The sequence below is a fragment of the Variovorax sp. V213 genome, from assembly GCF_041154455.1.
Classification (GTDB): Bacteria; Pseudomonadota; Gammaproteobacteria; order Burkholderiales; family Burkholderiaceae_C; genus Variovorax.
In genome coordinates, this window is record NZ_AP028664.1 from 925,611 (window position 1) to 941,956 (window position 16,346).

General features: G+C 65.4%; 17 protein-coding genes and 1 tRNA gene. 6 read left to right on the plus strand and 12 right to left on the minus strand.

All coding sequences use genetic code 11. From position 1 onward, the window contains the following. Nucleotides 1-4: 4 nt before the first annotated feature. The 5 genes from ACAM55_RS04500 to ACAM55_RS04520 all read right to left on the minus strand — a co-directional run bounded on the left by ACAM55_RS04500 (nt 5) and on the right by ACAM55_RS04520 (nt 5,204). Entirely contained in the window at nt 5-970 is a 966-nt protein-coding gene (locus ACAM55_RS04500; protein ID WP_369654862.1) for an A24 family peptidase, read from the minus strand. Beyond that, nucleotides 970-2,199: a type II secretion system F family protein gene (locus ACAM55_RS04505; RefSeq protein ID WP_369654863.1), complete on the minus strand. Its 1,230-nt coding sequence runs from the start codon at nt 2,197-2,199 to the stop codon at nt 970-972. Before ACAM55_RS04505 ends, ACAM55_RS04500 begins: the two co-directional genes overlap by 1 nt. A 30-nt stretch (nt 2,200-2,229) precedes the next feature. Then, complete coding sequence (pilB, locus tag ACAM55_RS04510; protein ID WP_369654864.1) at nt 2,230-3,969, minus strand: type IV-A pilus assembly ATPase PilB; 1,740 nt, start codon at nt 3,967-3,969, stop codon at nt 2,230-2,232. A gap of 116 nt (nt 3,970-4,085) precedes the next feature. Continuing rightward, nucleotides 4,086-4,162, minus strand: a tRNA-Pro gene (locus ACAM55_RS04515). Nucleotides 4,163-4,211: 49 nt separating this feature from the next. After that, nucleotides 4,212-5,204, minus strand: coding sequence for a polyprenyl synthetase family protein (locus tag ACAM55_RS04520; protein WP_369654865.1), 993 nt, complete (start codon nt 5,202-5,204; stop codon nt 4,212-4,214). Between the two features lie 189 nt (nt 5,205-5,393). On the opposite strand from ACAM55_RS04520, the gene rplU reads away from it, so the two are divergent. The 4 genes from rplU to proB all read left to right on the plus strand — a co-directional run bounded on the left by rplU (nt 5,394) and on the right by proB (nt 8,350). Beyond that, nucleotides 5,394-5,705, plus strand: coding sequence for a 50S ribosomal protein L21 (gene rplU, locus ACAM55_RS04525; protein WP_028259151.1), 312 nt, complete (start codon nt 5,394-5,396; stop codon nt 5,703-5,705). Between the two features lie 12 nt (nt 5,706-5,717). Continuing rightward, the gene (rpmA, locus tag ACAM55_RS04530) at nt 5,718-5,978 is read left to right on the plus strand and encodes a 50S ribosomal protein L27 (protein WP_369654866.1); all 261 of its coding nucleotides are present in this window, start codon (nt 5,718-5,720) and stop codon (nt 5,976-5,978) included. Nucleotides 5,979-6,048: 70 nt separating this feature from the next. Next, the gene (cgtA, locus tag ACAM55_RS04535; RefSeq protein WP_369654867.1) at nt 6,049-7,125 is read left to right on the plus strand and encodes an Obg family GTPase CgtA; all 1,077 of its coding nucleotides are present in this window, start codon (nt 6,049-6,051) and stop codon (nt 7,123-7,125) included. Nucleotides 7,126-7,210: 85 nt separating this feature from the next. Then, nucleotides 7,211-8,350 (plus strand): glutamate 5-kinase, encoded by a 1,140-nt coding sequence (proB, locus tag ACAM55_RS04540; RefSeq protein WP_369654868.1) that lies wholly within the window; start codon nt 7,211-7,213, stop codon nt 8,348-8,350. 35 nt (nt 8,351-8,385) lie between these two features. Here proB and ACAM55_RS04545 read toward each other — a convergent pair whose 3' ends face one another. Then, nucleotides 8,386-8,919 carry a CNP1-like family protein gene (locus tag ACAM55_RS04545; RefSeq protein ID WP_369654869.1) on the minus strand — a complete coding sequence of 178 codons (534 nt, stop codon included), beginning with the start codon at nt 8,917-8,919 and terminating at the stop codon, nt 8,386-8,388. A gap of 7 nt (nt 8,920-8,926) precedes the next feature. After that, nucleotides 8,927-9,595, minus strand: coding sequence for an RNA pyrophosphohydrolase (locus ACAM55_RS04550; protein WP_369656335.1), 669 nt, complete (start codon nt 9,593-9,595; stop codon nt 8,927-8,929). 137 nt (nt 9,596-9,732) lie between these two features. Here ACAM55_RS04550 and ACAM55_RS04555 point away from each other — a divergent pair, with 137 nt between their 5' ends. Then, nucleotides 9,733-11,478 (plus strand): proline--tRNA ligase, encoded by a 1,746-nt coding sequence (locus ACAM55_RS04555; RefSeq protein ID WP_369654870.1) that lies wholly within the window; start codon nt 9,733-9,735, stop codon nt 11,476-11,478. After that, nucleotides 11,475-12,149 carry a lytic transglycosylase domain-containing protein gene (locus tag ACAM55_RS04560; RefSeq protein ID WP_369654871.1) on the plus strand — a complete coding sequence of 225 codons (675 nt, stop codon included), beginning with the start codon at nt 11,475-11,477 and terminating at the stop codon, nt 12,147-12,149. Before ACAM55_RS04555 ends, ACAM55_RS04560 begins: the two co-directional genes overlap by 4 nt. A 25-nt stretch (nt 12,150-12,174) precedes the next feature. Here ACAM55_RS04560 and ACAM55_RS04565 read toward each other — a convergent pair whose 3' ends face one another. From ACAM55_RS04565 to prfA, 5 genes are read right to left on the minus strand one after another with little or no spacing between them, the layout of a single operon-like run. Then, nucleotides 12,175-13,458: a hemolysin family protein gene (locus ACAM55_RS04565; protein ID WP_369654872.1), complete on the minus strand. Its 1,284-nt coding sequence runs from the start codon at nt 13,456-13,458 to the stop codon at nt 12,175-12,177. 52 nt (nt 13,459-13,510) lie between these two features. Then, nucleotides 13,511-14,014: a cupin domain-containing protein gene (locus ACAM55_RS04570; protein WP_369654873.1), complete on the minus strand. Its 504-nt coding sequence runs from the start codon at nt 14,012-14,014 to the stop codon at nt 13,511-13,513. A 16-nt stretch (nt 14,015-14,030) separates the two neighbouring features. Beyond that, complete coding sequence (grxD, locus tag ACAM55_RS04575; RefSeq protein ID WP_028259141.1) at nt 14,031-14,360, minus strand: Grx4 family monothiol glutaredoxin; 330 nt, start codon at nt 14,358-14,360, stop codon at nt 14,031-14,033. A gap of 29 nt (nt 14,361-14,389) precedes the next feature. After that, nucleotides 14,390-15,244, minus strand: coding sequence for a peptide chain release factor N(5)-glutamine methyltransferase (gene prmC / locus ACAM55_RS04580; protein WP_369654874.1), 855 nt, complete (start codon nt 15,242-15,244; stop codon nt 14,390-14,392). Beyond that, nucleotides 15,241-16,329, minus strand: a complete 1,089-nt coding sequence (prfA, locus tag ACAM55_RS04585; protein ID WP_369654875.1) for a peptide chain release factor 1 — start codon at nt 16,327-16,329, stop codon at nt 15,241-15,243. The genes prmC and prfA overlap by 4 nt, the downstream gene beginning before the upstream one ends. Nucleotides 16,330-16,346 lie beyond the last annotated feature (17 nt).

The window sequence follows — 16,346 nt, forward strand, 5'->3', positions numbered from 1 at the left end:
CTCTTCAACGGGCAAATGCGCCGAGCGGGAAGGCGAATGGAATCCATTGCCGCACGAGTTCGGGGCCCGCCACGAGGCAGACAAGGCCCGCACCGGCAAGGAAGGGGCCGAAGGCCATGGGAATGTCCTTGTGCGCCAGCTTGCCGACGAAACGCAGCGTCAGGCCGATCACGGCGCCCACCAGCGATGAGACGAGGATGATGGCAATGAGGTAGTCGGCCCCGAACCATGCACCCAGTGCCGCCAGCAGCTTGAAGTCGCCATATCCCATGCCTTCCTTGCCCGTGACCAGGCGATAGCCATGGTACACAAGCCAGAGGCTCAGGTAGCCGAACACCGCGCCCCAGAGCGACGAACTCAGCGCGATGCCGGTCCAGCCCATGGCCGCGCCGATGAGCCCCAGCCAGAGCAGCGGATAGTTGAGCGCATCGGGCAGGAACTGGGTGTCGAAATCGATCAGGAACTGGCAGATCAGTAGCGCCGCGAAGGCGGCCCAGAGCGCGCCGGTGGGCGTGAGGCCGAAGCGGTAAGCGCAAAGAGCGAACAGCACCCCGGTGATCAGTTCGACCAGCGGATAGCGCGGACTGATGGAGGTCTTGCAGGCGGCGCAACGGCCCCGCAGCACCAGGTAGCTCAGCACCGGAATGTTCTCGTACCAGCGGATCTTGTGCCCGCAGGCTCCGCATCGCGAGGCCGGACGGGCCAGGTCGAAGGGCGGCAGGCCCTCGATCGCCAGCGCTGCCTTGTCCGCCGCGGCTTCAAGGCCGGGCGGGGGCGCGGTCTTCGGCCCGAACACCAGCGACCACAGCGATGGAACATCCTTGGACGACATCAGGTTGGCCACGGCATCGGCGAGCCAGCCGCGGTACATCATCACCGGCGTGCGGTAGATCACCACGTTGAGGAAACTGCCGACCAACAACCCCAGGACGCCGGCGAAAGCGGCGTCGAACTCCTGCGAAACCAGCATCAGACGACTTGGCCCAGCTTGAAGATGGGCAGGTACATCGACACCACGATGCCGCCGATGATCGTGCCGAGGAACACGATGATGATGGGTTCCATCAGGCTCGAGAGGCCCGCGACCATGTCGTCCACTTCGGATTCGTAGAAGTCCGCCGCCTTGCCGAGCATGTGGTCGATGGAGCCGGATTCTTCGCCGATGGCCGTCATCTGGATCACCATCGACGGGAACAGGTTGACGTTGGTCATGGCCGTGGTGAGGCTGGTGCCGGTCGAAACCTCTTGCTGGATCTTGGCCGTGGCGTCGCCGTACACCGTGTTGCCCGACGCACCGCCCACCGAGTCGAGCGCTTCGACCAGCGGAACGCCGGCGGCGAACATGGTGGCAAGGGTGCGGGTCCATCGGGCCACGCACGACTTTTCGATCAGCGTGCCGAAGATCGGCACGCGCAGCAGCGCGCGGTCCATGACCCGCTGCACGCGTTCGTTGCGTTTCCAGGCCTGCAGGAAAAAGTAAGTGCCTCCGCCGATCACGCCGAAGATCAGCCACCAGTAGGAGACGAAGAATTCGCTCATGGCCATCACGAACAGCGTCGGGGCGGGCAGATCGGCGCCGAAAGAGGTGAACACCTGCTTGAACGCCGGAATCACGAAGATCATGATGATGGCGACCACCACGAACGCGACCACGACCACCGACGTCGGGTACATCAGCGCCGACTTGATCTTGGACTTGATCGCCTCGGTCTTTTCCATGTAGGTGGCCAGGCGGTCCAGCAGGTCTTCCAGGATACCGGCCGCTTCGCCGGCTTCCACCAGGTTGCAGTAGAGGTTGTCGAAATACTTCGGAAACTTGCGGAAGGCGGCTGAAAGCGAGGTCCCGGTCTCCACGTCGCTGCGGATGTCGTTGAGCAGCTTGGCAACGCTTGCGTTGGCATTGCCCCGGCCGACGATGTCGAACGACTGCAAAAGCGGCACGCCGGCCTTCATCATCGTTGCCAGCTGGCGCGTGAAGATCGCAATGTCCTTGGGCTTGATCGCCTTGCCCGAGCGCATGCGGCGCTTCTTGATCTTGGATGCGAGAACCCCCTGGCGCCGCAGGGCGGCCTGAACCTGGTTCTCGCCGGCGGCCCGAAGCTCGCCGCGCACCAGCTTGCCGTTGCGGTCCTTGCCTTCCCACTCGTAGACGAATTCCTTGAGCGTGCTTGAGGTGCGGGTGGATGCCACTGTTGCCATTCGATCTCCGATTTGCAGTGTGTTCGTTCGTTATTCGTTGGTGACCGCCAGCACTTCTTCGAGTGAGGTGAGCCCTTGCATGACTTTTCTGAGGCCGGACTGCCGCAACGAGCGAACGCCCTCGGCTTCGGACTGGCGCGCAATGTCCAGCGCGCTGCCGTCGCGCAGGATGATGGCCTGGATCGCTTCGGAGATCGGCATCACCTGGTAGATGCCGACCCGGCCCTTGTAGCCACCATTGCACACGGAGCAGCCGACCGGACGATAGGGCTTCCAGGAACCATCGAGTTCAGCGTCCTTGAAGCCCGCGTCGAGCAGAGCCTGGCGCGGCACGTCGGCCGGCGCGCGGCACAAATGGCACAGGCGGCGGGCCAGCCGCTGCGCCGTGATCAGGATGACACTCGAGGCGATGTTGAACGGCGCAATGCCCATGTTCCGCATGCGCGTGAGCGTGGTCGGCGCGTCATTGGTGTGCAGCGTCGAAAGCACCAGGTGGCCCGTCTGCGCGGCCTTGATCGAGATGTCGGCGGTTTCGAGGTCCCGGATTTCGCCGACCATGATGATGTCGGGATCCTGCCGGAGGAAAGCGCGCAGCGCGGCGGCGAACGTGAGTCCGGCACGCTCGTTCACGTTGACCTGGTTCACGCCGGGGAGGTTGATTTCGGACGGGTCTTCGGCCGTGGCGATATTGACGCCCGGCTGGTTCAGCAGGTTCAGGCAGGTGTAAAGCGACACCGTCTTGCCGGAACCCGTGGGGCCCGTCACCAGCACCATGCCGTAGGGACGCCCGATCGCATTCAGCAACCGCTCCTTTTCATCGGCGTCGTAGCCGAGCGCATCGATGCCCAGGCGTGCACTGCTCGGGTCGAGAATACGGATCACGATCTTTTCGCCGAACAGCGTGGGCAGCGTGCTCACGCGAAAGTCGATCACGCGATCCGGGCCGATCTTGAGCTTCATGCGGCCGTCCTGCGGCACGCGTTTTTCAGAGATGTCGAGCCGCGAAATGACCTTGATCCGCGAAGCCAGCTTGTCCTTGATCAGCGTGGGCGGGCTCGCGATTTCGCGCAGTTCGCCGTCGATGCGAAAGCGCACGCGGTAGTTGTGCTCGTAGGGCTCGAAGTGAATGTCCGAGGCCCGCATGCTGACGCCGTCGAGCAGCATTTTGTGCAGGAACCGGACGACCGGGGCATCCTCGACTTCGGCGACGGCCGCCTGTTCGTTGGCGTCGCCCGACGTATCGGCCATGACATCGTCGAACTCGAAGTCCCCCCCGCCGACGATGTTGTTGAGGGTTTCCGACGCGCTGACAGCGGCGGCCTCGATCATGCGCGACAGCTTGTCGTATTCGGCGATGACCCAGTCCACGCCCATCTGGGACGCAAACTTGATCTTTTCCACGGCCTGCTGGTCCGAGGGGTCCGCTGTTGCAACAATGAGACGGTTGTTGCGCTTGCTGAGCACCACGATGCGGTAGGCGAGGCACAGCTTCGGGTCCACCAGGTCCTTGGGCAGGCGCTGGTGGTCGATGGCGTCCAGGTCGAGCAGCGGGGCGCCGAAAGCGGAAGAAAGCGTGTGGGCCAGGTCTGCGGCCGATACGGCGCCGCTGCCGGTCAGCTCGGCAATGAAGCTGGTGCGACTGCTCAGCGACTTCTGGTAGATGTCTTCCGCAGTCTTCGCAGGAAGCTTGCCGGCTGAAACCAAGGCGCGCGCAAGGCCCGGGAGGGCGATTTGCGTGTTTTCTTTAACAGGAAGTTCGGCGGCAGCCATTCAGCGAAATTGCAAGAGATGTGAAAAAATGCTTCACGATCATCGCTGAACGCCCTCGCCATGTAAATCGCTACGCAGCAACAGGCATGGGCATTATTGGTGCCAGCCGAAAAGACTGGTCGGGGTGAGAGGATTCGAACCTCCGGCCTCTACGTCCCGAACGTAGCGCTCTACCAGGCTAAGCTACACCCCGATTGGTTGCAGAAAAAGAGAAGTCGTCCTTGCCAACTCTTGTGAGGTGTTCAGGCACGTCGCTCAAGCAACTGAGCCGCCAATTGTAGCAAACCGTCGGCGTGCAAATTGGACGGAAAGTCGCGCAACGCATGAATCGCGCGTTTTGCCTCATCGGCCGCAGCGGCGCGCGAGGCCTCCAGCGCGCCCGTGCTGTGGACGATTTCGATGATCTTGCCAAGCTGGGCCGTGTCGCCGGCCTCGATGGCCGCGCGCACCAGCGCGCCCTGGGCGGGGCTGCCGCGCCGCATGGCGAAGATCAGCGGCAGCGTGGTCTTGCCTTCGCGCAGGTCGTCGCCCACGTTCTTTCCGGTTTCGTGGGCGTCTCCGGCGTAGTCGAGCACGTCGTCGATCACCTGGAACGCGGTGCCCAGCGCCTGGCCATAGGTGGCGCAGGCTTCCTCGACCTCGGGCGTGGCGCCCGCCAGCACGGCCGCGAGCCGTGTGCTGGCTTCGAAAAGCTTGGCGGTCTTGGAGCGGATCACGCGCAGGTACGCCGCTTCGTCCAGTGAAGCGTCGTGCATGTTCATCAGCTGGAGCACCTCGCCTTCTGCGATCACGTTGGTCGCCTCGGCCAGAATTTGCATGATGCGCATGTTGTTTGCATCCAACATCATCTGGAAGGCACGTGAATACAGGAAGTCGCCGACCAACACGCTGGCGGGGTTGCCGAACGATTCGTTGGCCGTCGGACGTCCGCGGCGCAGCGTCGACTCGTCGACGACGTCGTCATGCAGCAGGGTGGCCGTGTGGATGAACTCCACCACCGCCGCCAGGTTGAAGCGCTGCTCGCCCGTGTATCCGAGGGCGCCCGACATTAGGAGCAGCAGCGCCGGCCGCAGGCGTTTGCCGCCGGCGGAGATGATGTACTTGGAAACCTGGCTGACCAGGGGCACGCCCGTATCGAGGCGCCGCGAGATCACACGGTCGACTTCGACCATGTCGCCGGCGATCAAATCCAGCACGGTGGCGGTGGGGGAGGTATCGGCGGCGTGAACTGGCAAAGCGTTTGCGCGCGGCGCGTCTGAATACGAAGGTGGCAGCGGCACAAGGCCGGAAGGCGCAGATTATAGGGAGGAGCGCGTGCTGTCCCGGCGTGCGTCGCGCCTAAACCATGTTAGCGCGCGCAAACCGTGCTAGAATCTTGGGCTCTGCGGAATTCGCCGTAGAGCTCATATTCCCAAGAGGTTCACATGTACGCGGTCATAAAAACCGGCGGCAAGCAGTATCGCGTTGCTTCCGGCGAAAAAATTAAAGTAGAACAGATTGCTGCGGATGTAGGCCAGGAAATCGTGATCGATCAGGTTCTCGCAGTCGGCAACGGCAGCGAAATCAAGGTCGGTACGCCCCTGGTGTCCGGCGCAACGGTGACAGTCACGGTACTGTCGCACGGCAAGCACGACAAGGTTCGCATCTTCAAGATGCGCCGTCGCAAGCACTATCAGAAACGTCAAGGCCATCGCCAGCAGTTCACCGAACTGCAAATCGGCGCGATCGCCGGCTAAGGAGCAGATTCCATGGCACAGAAAAAAGGCGGCGGCTCAACGCGAAACGGGCGCGATTCCAAGCCCAAAATGCTCGGCGTGAAGGCGTTCGGCGGCGAACTGATCAGCGCAGGCTCGATCATCGTGCGCCAGCGCGGCACCCAGTTCCACCCCGGCGTGAATGTCGGCGTGGGCAAGGACCACACGCTGTTTGCACTGGTTGACGGCCATGTGTCGTTCGGCGTCAAGGGCGCACTGAACAAGCACACGGTCAACGTGACCCCCGCGGCATAAGCCCAGGTCACTTCGATCAGCTCGAAGCCCCGCTTTGCCGGGGCTTCTTCATTTGTACACTGGATACCCCATGAAGTTCGTCGACGAAGCCTTCATCGACATCGCCGCGGGCGATGGCGGCAACGGCTGCGTGTCGTTCCGTCATGAAAAATACAAGGAATTCGGCGGCCCCAACGGCGGCGACGGCGGCCGCGGCGGCCACGTCTATGCGGTGGCCGATTCCAACCTCAACACCCTGGTCGACTTCCGCTACTCGCGCCGCCACGAGGCCAGGCGCGGCGAGCACGGCATGGGCTCCGACATGTTCGGCGCCGCGGGCGACGACATCGTGTTGAAGATGCCGGTCGGAACCATCATTTCCGATGCCGAGACGGGCGAGGTGCTGTATGAGCTGCTCAAGGAAGGCGAGGTCGTCACCATCGCCAAGGGCGGCGACGGCGGCTTCGGCAACATGCGTTTCAAGAGCGCCATCAACCGTGCCCCGCGGCAGAAGACGCCGGGCTGGCCCGGCGAGAAGAAGAGCCTCAAGCTCGAACTCAAGGTGCTCGCCGACGTCGGGCTGCTCGGCATGCCGAATGCGGGCAAGTCGACCCTGATCAGCGCCATTTCGAATGCGCGCCCGCGCATCGCCGACTATCCCTTCACCACGCTGCATCCGAACCTCGGCGTGGTGCGCGTAGGCCCTGAGCAGAGCTTCGTGGTGGCGGATCTTCCGGGCCTGATCGAGGGCGCGTCGGAAGGCGCGGGCCTCGGCCACCTGTTCCTGCGCCACCTCCAGCGCACCCGCCTGCTGCTGCACGTGATCGACCTGGCGCCCTTCGACGACGCCGTCGACCCGGTGGCGCAGGCGAAGGCCATCGTCGGCGAGCTGAAAAAGTACGACACCGCGCTCTACGAGAAGCCGCGCTGGCTCGTGCTCAACAAGCTCGACATGGTGCCTGGCGACGAACGCGCAGCGCGCGTGAAAGACTTCGTCAAGCGCATGCGCTTCAAGGGTCCTGTGTTCGAGATCTCCGCGCTCACGCGGGAGGGCTGCGAGCACCTTGTGCAGGCGGTCTACCAGCACATCAAGGCGCAGCAGGTGGCGGAGCAGGTGCCGCTCGAGGTCGATCCGCGCTTTGCCGAACTGCCGCCCGATCCGGCCTGAGCGCCGCCGAGCATCGGCAGCCGATGCAGCTCCATAGATAGACAGCCGACACGCAGTATTCACGACACGACCGCCAAAGCCTCCAATGACCTCGAACTCCGGATCCACTGCCTTGCGGGATGCCCGCCGAATCGTCGTCAAGGTCGGTTCCAGCCTCGTGACCAACGAGGGGCGGGGCCTCGACGAGGGCGCCATCGGCGAGTGGTGCCGGCAGCTCGCGGTACTGGTGCGCGACGGACGCGAAGTCGTGATGGTGTCGAGCGGCGCCATCGCCGAAGGCATGAAGCGCCTCGGCTGGCGCACCCGGCCGCATGAGGTCCACGAGCTCCAGGCGGCCGCGGCCGTCGGGCAGATGGGCCTGGCCCAGATGTACGAGACCAAGCTGCGCGAGAACGAGATCGGCAGCGCCCAGGTGCTGCTGACCCATGCCGACCTGGCCGACCGCGAGCGCTATCTCAATGCACGTTCGACGCTCGTCACGCTGCTCGGGCTGCGCGTGGTGCCGGTCATCAACGAGAACGACACCGTCGTCAACGACGAGATCAAGTTCGGCGACAACGACACGCTGGGCGCGCTCGTGGCCAACCTGGTCGAAGCCGATGCGCTGATCATCCTCACGGACCAGAAGGGCCTCTACACGGCCGACCCGCGCAAGGACCCGGACGCAAAGTTCGTCCATGAGGCGGCGGCCGGCGACCCCGCCCTCGAAGCCATGGCGGGCGGCGCGGGCTCCAGCCTCGGCCGCGGCGGCATGATCACCAAGATCCTCGCGGCCAAGCGCGCTGCCGGGTCGGGTGCTTCCACGGTCATCGCCTGGGGGCGCGAGCCCGATGCCCTGCTGCGCCTGACGCGTGGCGAACCCATCGGCACCTTGCTGGTGGCGCAGACGGCCAAGCACCAGGCGCGCAAGCGCTGGATGGCCGACCACCTGCAGTTGCGCGGCGCTGTCACGGTCGATGCCGGGGCCGCAGCCAAGGTGCGCGCGGAAGGCAAGAGCCTGCTGCCGATCGGCATGACCAGCGTGTCGGGCGAGTTCTCGCGCGGCGACGTGATCGCGGTGCGCGATGTCGACGGTGTCGAACTGGCCCGCGGCCTGGCCAATTACTCGAGCGTCGAAGCGCGGCTGCTGTGCCGCAAGCCCTCGAGCGAGTTCGAGCGATTGCTGGGTTACGTGGCGGAGCCGGAGATGGTCCACCGCGACAACATGGTGCTGATGCCCAGTTGACGGAAAAAAACGGGGCGCGAGGCCCCGTTACGGGTTCACTGCACTTCGCGAACCGGATTGCGCAGGTTCTGGACCATGTCCCCGACCGAGTTGCGCGGCGCATTGCCGCGGCACAGCGCCTGCGTCGACAGCGCCTTGGCGTAGCGCGAATTCAGGTCGTTGATGCGCTTCCACTCCGGCGTCTTCGTTTCCTGCCAGGCGCCGTTGTTGTAGCGGGCGTAGCTCTTCATTTCCCCGGTCGAGCAGCGCACGCCCTCGTAGAACGCGTTGACGCCGCCGCCATTGCGGTTCTGTGCCACCACCACGTAGCGCACGATGCCGTCGCGGGTGATGGCGATCGTGTTCGGGTCGATGCCGAACTTCAGGCTCATGTACGGAGGCATCTCGATCGGCAGCAGCCGGCTCTCGCTGAAAGCCGGGGGCGGCGGTGCGACGGTTTCTTCCCATTCGGCGTCCGCCTCGGACCGCTTGGGCGGCGGGGGCATGCCCGACTGCGCCCAGTCAGGGTTGTCGGTGTCGTGATTGCCCGATGCGCAGCCGGCAAGGATGCCGAAGCAGGCAAGAAGCACAATGCGCTCAGCGTTGCGACGGAAGGAAGGGCGTTTTGTTCGGGGGAGGAGAAGGTTCATCGCTCGCGGAATGGATGTCGGGATGCGGGTCGAAACTGCCGCCGGGCGGCAGGTCCAGGCCCGCGGGCGCGCCGCCGTCTGGCATGTGGCGCTCGAATTCACGGGCGCGCACGTTGCTGCGAAGGAAGCGGTTGCGGAAATCCTGCCGTGGCAGGTAGCGAGCAAGCTCGGTCAGCGCCATCTCGTAGACGCCGCGCTTGAACTCGACGACCACGTCGAGCGGCACCCAGTAGTCGTGCCAGCGCCATGCGTCGAATTCGGGATGGTCGGTGGCACGCAGGTTCAGATCCCAGTCGTGGCCGATGAGTTGCAGCAAATACCAGATTTGTTTCTGGCCCTTGTAGTGGCCCCGTGCGTCACGGCGGATGAACCGATCCGGCACCTCGTAGCGCAACCAGTCGCGGGTACGGGCCACGATGCGCACGTGCTCCGGATGGAGCCCCACTTCCTCGTGCAGTTCCCGGAACATGGCTTGCTCCGGACTTTCGCCGCGGTCTATGCCGCCTTGCGGAAACTGCCAGGAATGCGTGCGTATGCGTTTGCCCCAGAAAACCTGGTTTCTCTGGTTGAGCAGGATGATGCCGACGTTGGGCCTGAAGCCGTCCCGGTCGAGCATAATCAAACCCCAATTTTTGAACTGAGTCGATTATGCATGCCGGGTTGCACTCGGCAAGCGACCGATGCCAGGCTCTCAGGGTCTCCCCGGAGAGTTGTCCCCCACATCCCATACCGATTCCATCACCCGCGATCCCGATGAAAGCTTCCCGATTTTTTGTCTCCACCCTCAAGGAAGCGCCCGCTGACGCCGAGGTCGCGAGCCATCGGCTCATGATGCGGGCCGGCATGATCAAGAAGCTCGGCACGGGCATCTACACCTACATGCCCATGGGGCTGCGCGTGATCCGCAAGGTCGAGGCGATCGTGCGCGAAGAGATGAACCGCGCCGGCGCCGTCGAACTCACGATGCCCGTGGTGCAGCCGGCCGAGTTCTGGCAGGAGACCGGCCGCTTCGACAAGATGGGCCCCGAGTTGCTGCGCATCAAGGACCGCCATGACCGCGACTTCGTGATCCAGCCCACCAGCGAAGAGGTGGTGACCGACATCGCGCGCCAGGAAATCCGCAGCTACAAGCAGCTGCCGAAGAATTTCTACCAGATCCAGACCAAGTTCCGCGACGAGCGCCGGCCGCGCTTCGGCCTGATGCGCGGCCGCGAGTTCATCATGAAGGACGCCTACAGCTTCGACCGTGACCTGGCCGCCGCCAAGGCCAGCTACCAGGTCATGGCCGATGCCTACCGCCGTATCTTCGATCGCTTCGGCTTGCGCTACCGCGCGGTGGCGGCCGACAGCGGCGCCATCGGCGGCGACCTGAGCGAAGAGTTCCAGGTGATCGCCGCCACCGGCGAAGACGCCATCGTCTATTGCCCGGGCAGCGACTACGCGGCCAACATGGAAAAGGCCGAAGCGCTGGCCCCGGCCGGCCCGCGCCCTGCGGCAGCCAAGGCGCTCGAGAAGACGCCGACCCCCGGCAAGAGCACCTGCGCCGATGTGGCCGAACTGCTCGGCGTGCCGCTCTCGACCACCGTCAAGTCGCTGGTGCTCGCGACCGACATCCTCGATGCGGCCGGCAATCCGAAAGGTTCGCAGGTCTGGCTGCTGCTCCTGCGCGGCGACCATGACATGAACGAGATCAAGGTCAGCAAGGTGCCCGGCCTGGACAAGGGCTTCCGCTTCGCGACGCTGGCCGAGATCGAAGACCACTTCGGCTGCAAGCCAGGCTACCTCGGCCCGCTCAACCTCAAGAAGCCGGTCAGGCTCGTGGCCGACCGCGAGGCCGCCGTCCTGGCCGACTGGATCACCGGCGCCAACGAGATCGACTTCCACATGACCGGCGTCAACTGGGGCCGCGACCTGCCCGAGCCCGACCTGGTGGCCGATCTGCGCAACGTCGTGGCCGGCGACCCCTCGCCCGATGGCAAGGGCGTGCTCGCGATCGAGCGCGGCATCGAGGTGGGCCATGTGTTCGTGCTCGGCACCAAATACAGCAAGGACATGAACGCCACTTTTCTCGACGAGGCGGGCAAGCCGCAATTCCTCGAGATGGGCTGCTACGGCATCGGCATCACGCGCCTGCCCGCGGCCGCCATCGAACAGAACCACGACGAGCGCGGCATCATCTGGCCCGACGCGCTGGCACCCTTCACCGCGGTTGTCTGCCCCATCGGCATGGACCGCAGTCCGGAGGTCAAGGTGGCCGCCGAGGCACTCTACGAGCAGCTGCTCGCGGCCGGCGTCGACGTGCTGCTCGACGACCGCGGCGAGCGACCCGGCGCGATGTTCGCCGATTGGGAATTGATCGGCGTGCCGCACCGCGTGGTCATTTCCGACCGTGGCCTGAAGGAAGGCCAGCTCGAATACCAGCATCGCCGCGACACCGCCGCCACTAAGGTGCCGGTGGCCGGCATCGCCGAATTCATCATCGGCAAGCTCGCCAAATGAGCCTGGAGGGCAGCCTCTCGCGACGCCGGTGCCTGGGCGGCGCCGTGACGGCGGGCGCCCTGACCGTGCTGTCGCTGCCGCAGGCCGCCCGCGCCGGCGCGCAGATTGAAGAGCCGCTGATCGATTCTGTGCGCACCGCACTGAGTTCGGCCGTGCACAACAAGGCGCCGCCAGTGCCCGAGTTCTCGAACACCGAGGCCCGCCTGGCCTACCTGCGCTGGCTCGGCGAGATGAGCGAGCGCCTCAAGAAAAAAATCGCCGACTGGCCGACGCGCAAGGAATTCCTGCAGACCGTCTGGTACGAAAGCAAGCGCTCGGGGCTCGACGTGAGCCTGGTGCTCGGGCTGGTCCAGGTCGAGAGCAATTTCCGCAAGTTCGCCGTGTCCAGCGCCGGCGCGCGCGGCTACATGCAGGTCATGCCGTTCTGGACCCGCGTGATCGGCGACAGCGACCCCGCCAAGCTGTTCCACATGCAGACCAACCTGCGCTTCGGCTGCGTCATCCTGCGCCACTACCTCGACCGCGAGAACGGCGACCTGTACATGACCCTCGGCCGCTACAACGGCAGCCGCGGCAAGGCCCCGTACCCGAACGCCGTGTTCGCGAACCAGCGCCTCTGGGCCTACGACGACAAGGCGCGAGAACGCGAGCGCGACCGCTCGGCAGCCTGAGTAGTGCGCGCAGACTGGGGGCGAACTAGGTGCGTGTGACCATGACCTGATCGATCCGGTAGCTGTCGACGTCCATCACCTCGAAGGTGTAGCCGCCCCAGCTCACGCTGTCGGTGCGCTTGGGCACCCGGCGCAGCATCACCATCAAGAAGCCGGCCAGCGTTTCGTAGTCGTCCGGGTGCGGCAACTCGTCGATGTGCAGCGCGCGCTGCACGTCCTGGATCGGCGTGACTCCGTCGATCAGCCACGAGTTCTCGTCGCGCTTCACGATCTGTTCCTCGTCGGGCAGCGACACCAGGTCGCCCATCACCGTGCTCATCACGTCATTGAGCGTAATCACGCCCACCACCAGGCTGTACTCGTTGACGATGATCGCGAAGTCTTCGTGCGCCTGCTGGAACTGCTCGAGCACCTCGGTGAGCGAGAGCCGGTCGGGGACGACCAGCGCCTTGTGCAGCGTCAGGCCCTGGTCGAAAGCCAGCGGCTGGCCGCTCAGCACGCGCTGGAACATCTCCTTTGCGTCGACATAGCCGAGCACGTGGTCGATGTCGCCGTCGCACACCGGGTAGGCTGAAAAAGGCTCGGCCACGATGCGCGCCCGCAGCACCGACTCCGGGTCGTCGTGCAGGAACCAGGCGATGTTGTCGCGCACGGTCATCACGCTGCTGACCAGCCGCGTATCGAGCTCGAACACGTTGGCGATCACCTGCTGCTCGCGCACGGCCAGCACGCCGGCGCGCGCGCCGGCTTCGGTCATGGCCAGGATGTCGGCCGAGGTGATCTTGTCGTCTCGCACCAGCGGCATGCCGAACAGCTTGAAGAGCATGTCGGTCGAGCGCGTGAAAAACCACACCAGCGGCTTGAAGGTCGTGATCAGCACCAGCATCGGGCCGACCATGCGAACCGCGATGCGCTCCGGGTCGCTCATGCCGAGGCGCTTCGGGAACAGGTCGGCAAACACCAGGAACACCGCGATGACGATGATGAACGAGCACAGGAAAGCCACGTTCGCAGAGGCCTCCACGCTCATCCAGCCTTCGAAGAAGCGGGCGAAGTAAGGGCTGAGCGAGCCTTCGCCCACCACGCCGCCGAGAATCGCCACCGCGTTGAGGCCGATCTGGACCACGGTGAAGTAGTGGCCCGGCTGCTCCTGCACGCGCAGCACGCGCTCGGCCCGGGCATCGCCCTCGTCGGCCATCTGGCGCAGGCGCAGGCGGCGCGAGGCGGCCAGCGTGATTTCGGCAAGGGAGAAGAACGCGCTCATCGCGATCAGCAGGACGATGATGAGCAGGCTTTGGGTGAGAGTCATGGTGGCATGGCGAAGAATGCCATGGTGCCATGACTCGGCCCGGGAAAAGCGATCAGACTCCGCCGTGCGGGTGCGTGGGGTCGATCCACAGCACCGATTCGGGTTTTTCCACCGGTTCGATGTCGAGGTTCACGGCCACGGCCTCGCCGTCGCTGCGGCACACCACGCATTCGAGCGACTCGGTCGCGCTGGCGTTGATTTCCTGGTGCGGCACGTAAGGCGGCACGTAGATGAAATCGCCCGGACCGGCTTCGGCCGTGAACTCGAGCTTCTCGCCCCACCGCATGCGGGCCCGGCCGCGCACCACGTAGATCACGGATTCGAGGTGCCCATGGTGGTGGGCGCCGGTCTTGGCATCGGCATGGATGGTGACGGTGCCAGCCCAGAGCTTCTGCGCGCCGACGCGGGCGAAGTTGATCGCGGCCGCCCGGTTCATGCCGGGCGTCTGCGCGGTGTTGGCGTCGAGCTGGTTGGCCGGGATCACGCGCACGCCGTCGTGCTTCCAGGCCGGCCCGGACTCGCCGCCGTGCGAGTGGCCGTCGTGGTCGTGGTTCATGGCGGGAACGGAAAAATCAGGCGGGGTTGCTGCCGCCCAGAACCTGCTGCAGCTCGCCCGATTCGTACATCTCCATCATGATGTCCGAGCCGCCGATGAATTCACCCTTCACGTAGAGCTGGGGAATCGTGGGCCAGTTGCTGTATTCCTTGATGCCCTGGCGAATGCCATCGTCTTCGAGCACGTTGACGGTCTTGAGCGCCTTCGTGTCGACGCCGACCGCCTTGAGGATCTGGATCGCGCGGCCGGAAAACCCGCACATGGGAAAACTCGCATTCCCTTTCATGAAGAGCACGAGGTCGTTGGATTTGACGAGATCGTCGATGCGTTGCTGGGCGTCGGACATGGGGACTCCTGAAAAGTGGGCTGAGGGGATTATTTCACCGCGCGCCAGACTCCGCCGGAGCAGCGCTGGATGCCGGCAAGGTCTTCGCGGCTTTGGACTTCGGCGAAACCGCGCGTCTGGAGCAGCTGGCGCACGGCCGCGGCCTGGTCGTGGCCGTGTTCGAGCAGCAGCCAGCCTCCTTCCGCGAGGTGCCCAGGAGCGTCCCGCACGATCTGGCGGATGTCGTCGAGCCCGTCGGGCCCCGCAACCAGCGCTGCCGTGGGCTCGTGCCGCAGCGCGGGCAGGTGCGGGTCGTTGGCGGCGATGTACGGCGGATTGCTGGCAATGACCGCGTAGCCGCTGGCCGCGCCGTCGAGCCAGTGCGCCTGGCTGAAGCGCACCGGCAGGGCCAGGCGCTGGGCATTGGCCTGTGCAACGGCCAAGGCACCGGCACTGGCGTCGACCGCATCCACCTGCGCATCGGGCCGCGCATGCTGCAGCGCCAGCGCGATGGCGCCACTGCCGGTGCCCAGGTCGAGCACCCGCGGCGCCGTGCGGCCTTCGAGGCACTGCAGGGCCCAGTCGACCAGCGTTTCGGTGTCCGGACGCGGCACCAGCACCCGCGCGTCCACGCGCAGGTCCAGGCCGTGAAACTCCTTTTCACCGAGCAGGTAGGCGACCGGTTCGCCCGCCAGGCGGCGCGACAGCTGCGCTGCAAGCGCGGACCACGCGGCATCGGAAATGGCATCGGTGTCGTGCGCCAGCAGCCACGCGCGGTCATGCGGGGCGCGGCCCAGCGCATGCAGCAGCAGCAACTGCGCGTCGAGCCGTTCGATGCCCAGCGCCACGGCCGCGGCCAGCGCCTGCGCCACGGTGGCGGGTGTGGGGGCCGTCGTCATCGTCATGCCGGCAGGCTCGACTCCAGCTCGGCCAGCTGCTCGGCCTCGCGCGCGGCGCGCAGCGCGTCCAGCACGTCGCCCAGGTCGCCTTCCATGATGGCCAGCAGCTTGTAGAGCGTGAGGTTGATGCGGTGGTCGGTGAGCCGGCCCTGCGGAAAGTTGTAGGTGCGGATGCGGTCCGAACGGTCGCCGCTGCCGATCAGCCCCTTGCGCATCGCGGCGTCCTTGGCGGCGCGCTCGCTGCGCTCCTTTTCCTGGATGCGTGCCGAGAGCACCTGCAGCGCCTTGGCCTTGTTGCGGTGTTGGCTGCGGTCGTCCTGGCACTCGGCCACGATGCCGGTTGGAATGTGCGTGATGCGCACGGCCGAATCGGTCTTGTTGATGTGCTGGCCGCCCGCGCCGCTGGCGCGGTAGGTGTCGATGCGAAGGTCGGCCGGGTTGATCTGCACCGCCACGGTTTCGTCGGGCTCGGCCAGCACGGCCACCGTGCAGGCGCTGGTGTGGATGCGGCCCTGGGTTTCGGTGGCCGGCACGCGCTGAACGCGGTGGCCGCCCGACTCGAAGCGCAAGTGTCCGAACACGTCGGTGCCGACGATGCGGATCACCACTTCCTTGTAGCCGCCCAGTTCGCTCTCGCTCTCGCTCACCACTTCGCAGCGCCAGCCGGCGCGCTCACAGTAGCGCGTGTACATGCGCAGCAGGTCGCCCGCGAACAGGGCCGATTCGTCGCCGCCCGTGCCGGCGCGGATTTCGAGAAAGGCATTGCGTGCGTCGTCCGGGTCCTTGGGCAGCAAGAGGCGCTGCAGCTCTTCCTCGAGCTGCACCAGCTCGGCTTCGGCTCCCGCGATTTCTTCCCGCGCCATCTCGGCCATGTCGGGATCGTCGAGCATCTCCTTCGCGCCGGCGATGTCGGCCTCGCGCTGCCGGTAGCGCTCGTAGCGGCCCGCGATCTGCGTGACCTCGGCATGCTCGCGCGAGATGGTGCGGTACTGCGCCATGTCGCTCATGATGTCTTCGCGCGAAAGCAGGAAGTCGAGTTCACCGAGGCGCTGCGCGTAGCGCTCGAGTTGGTGGCGCAGAAAAGGTTTCACGTCGATAGGGGCCGAAA

What these genes read in the sequence shown, in the direction of transcription:
- prmC (WP_369654874.1), bottom strand. Translation starts at nt 15,244, where the DNA reads ATGACGATGACGACGGCCCCCACACCCGCCACCGTGGCGCAGGCGCTG.
- rplU (WP_028259151.1), top strand. Translation starts at nt 5,394, where the DNA reads ATGTACGCGGTCATAAAAACCGGCGGCAAGCAGTATCGCGTTGCTTCC.
- pilB (WP_369654864.1), bottom strand. Translation starts at nt 3,969, where the DNA reads ATGGCTGCCGCCGAACTTCCTGTTAAAGAAAACACGCAAATCGCCCTC.
- grxD (WP_028259141.1), bottom strand. Translation starts at nt 14,360, where the DNA reads ATGTCCGACGCCCAGCAACGCATCGACGATCTCGTCAAATCCAACGAC.
- ACAM55_RS04560 (WP_369654871.1), top strand. Translation starts at nt 11,475, where the DNA reads ATGAGCCTGGAGGGCAGCCTCTCGCGACGCCGGTGCCTGGGCGGCGCC.
- ACAM55_RS04570 (WP_369654873.1), bottom strand. Translation starts at nt 14,014, where the DNA reads ATGAACCACGACCACGACGGCCACTCGCACGGCGGCGAGTCCGGGCCG.
- ACAM55_RS04505 (WP_369654863.1), bottom strand. Translation starts at nt 2,199, where the DNA reads ATGGCAACAGTGGCATCCACCCGCACCTCAAGCACGCTCAAGGAATTC.
- ACAM55_RS04555 (WP_369654870.1), top strand. Translation starts at nt 9,733, where the DNA reads ATGAAAGCTTCCCGATTTTTTGTCTCCACCCTCAAGGAAGCGCCCGCT.
- ACAM55_RS04565 (WP_369654872.1), bottom strand. Translation starts at nt 13,458, where the DNA reads ATGACTCTCACCCAAAGCCTGCTCATCATCGTCCTGCTGATCGCGATG.
- proB (WP_369654868.1), top strand. Translation starts at nt 7,211, where the DNA reads ATGACCTCGAACTCCGGATCCACTGCCTTGCGGGATGCCCGCCGAATC.
- ACAM55_RS04550 (WP_369656335.1), bottom strand. Translation starts at nt 9,595, where the DNA reads ATGCTCGACCGGGACGGCTTCAGGCCCAACGTCGGCATCATCCTGCTC.
- rpmA (WP_369654866.1), top strand. Translation starts at nt 5,718, where the DNA reads ATGGCACAGAAAAAAGGCGGCGGCTCAACGCGAAACGGGCGCGATTCC.
- ACAM55_RS04500 (WP_369654862.1), bottom strand. Translation starts at nt 970, where the DNA reads ATGCTGGTTTCGCAGGAGTTCGACGCCGCTTTCGCCGGCGTCCTGGGG.
- cgtA (WP_369654867.1), top strand. Translation starts at nt 6,049, where the DNA reads ATGAAGTTCGTCGACGAAGCCTTCATCGACATCGCCGCGGGCGATGGC.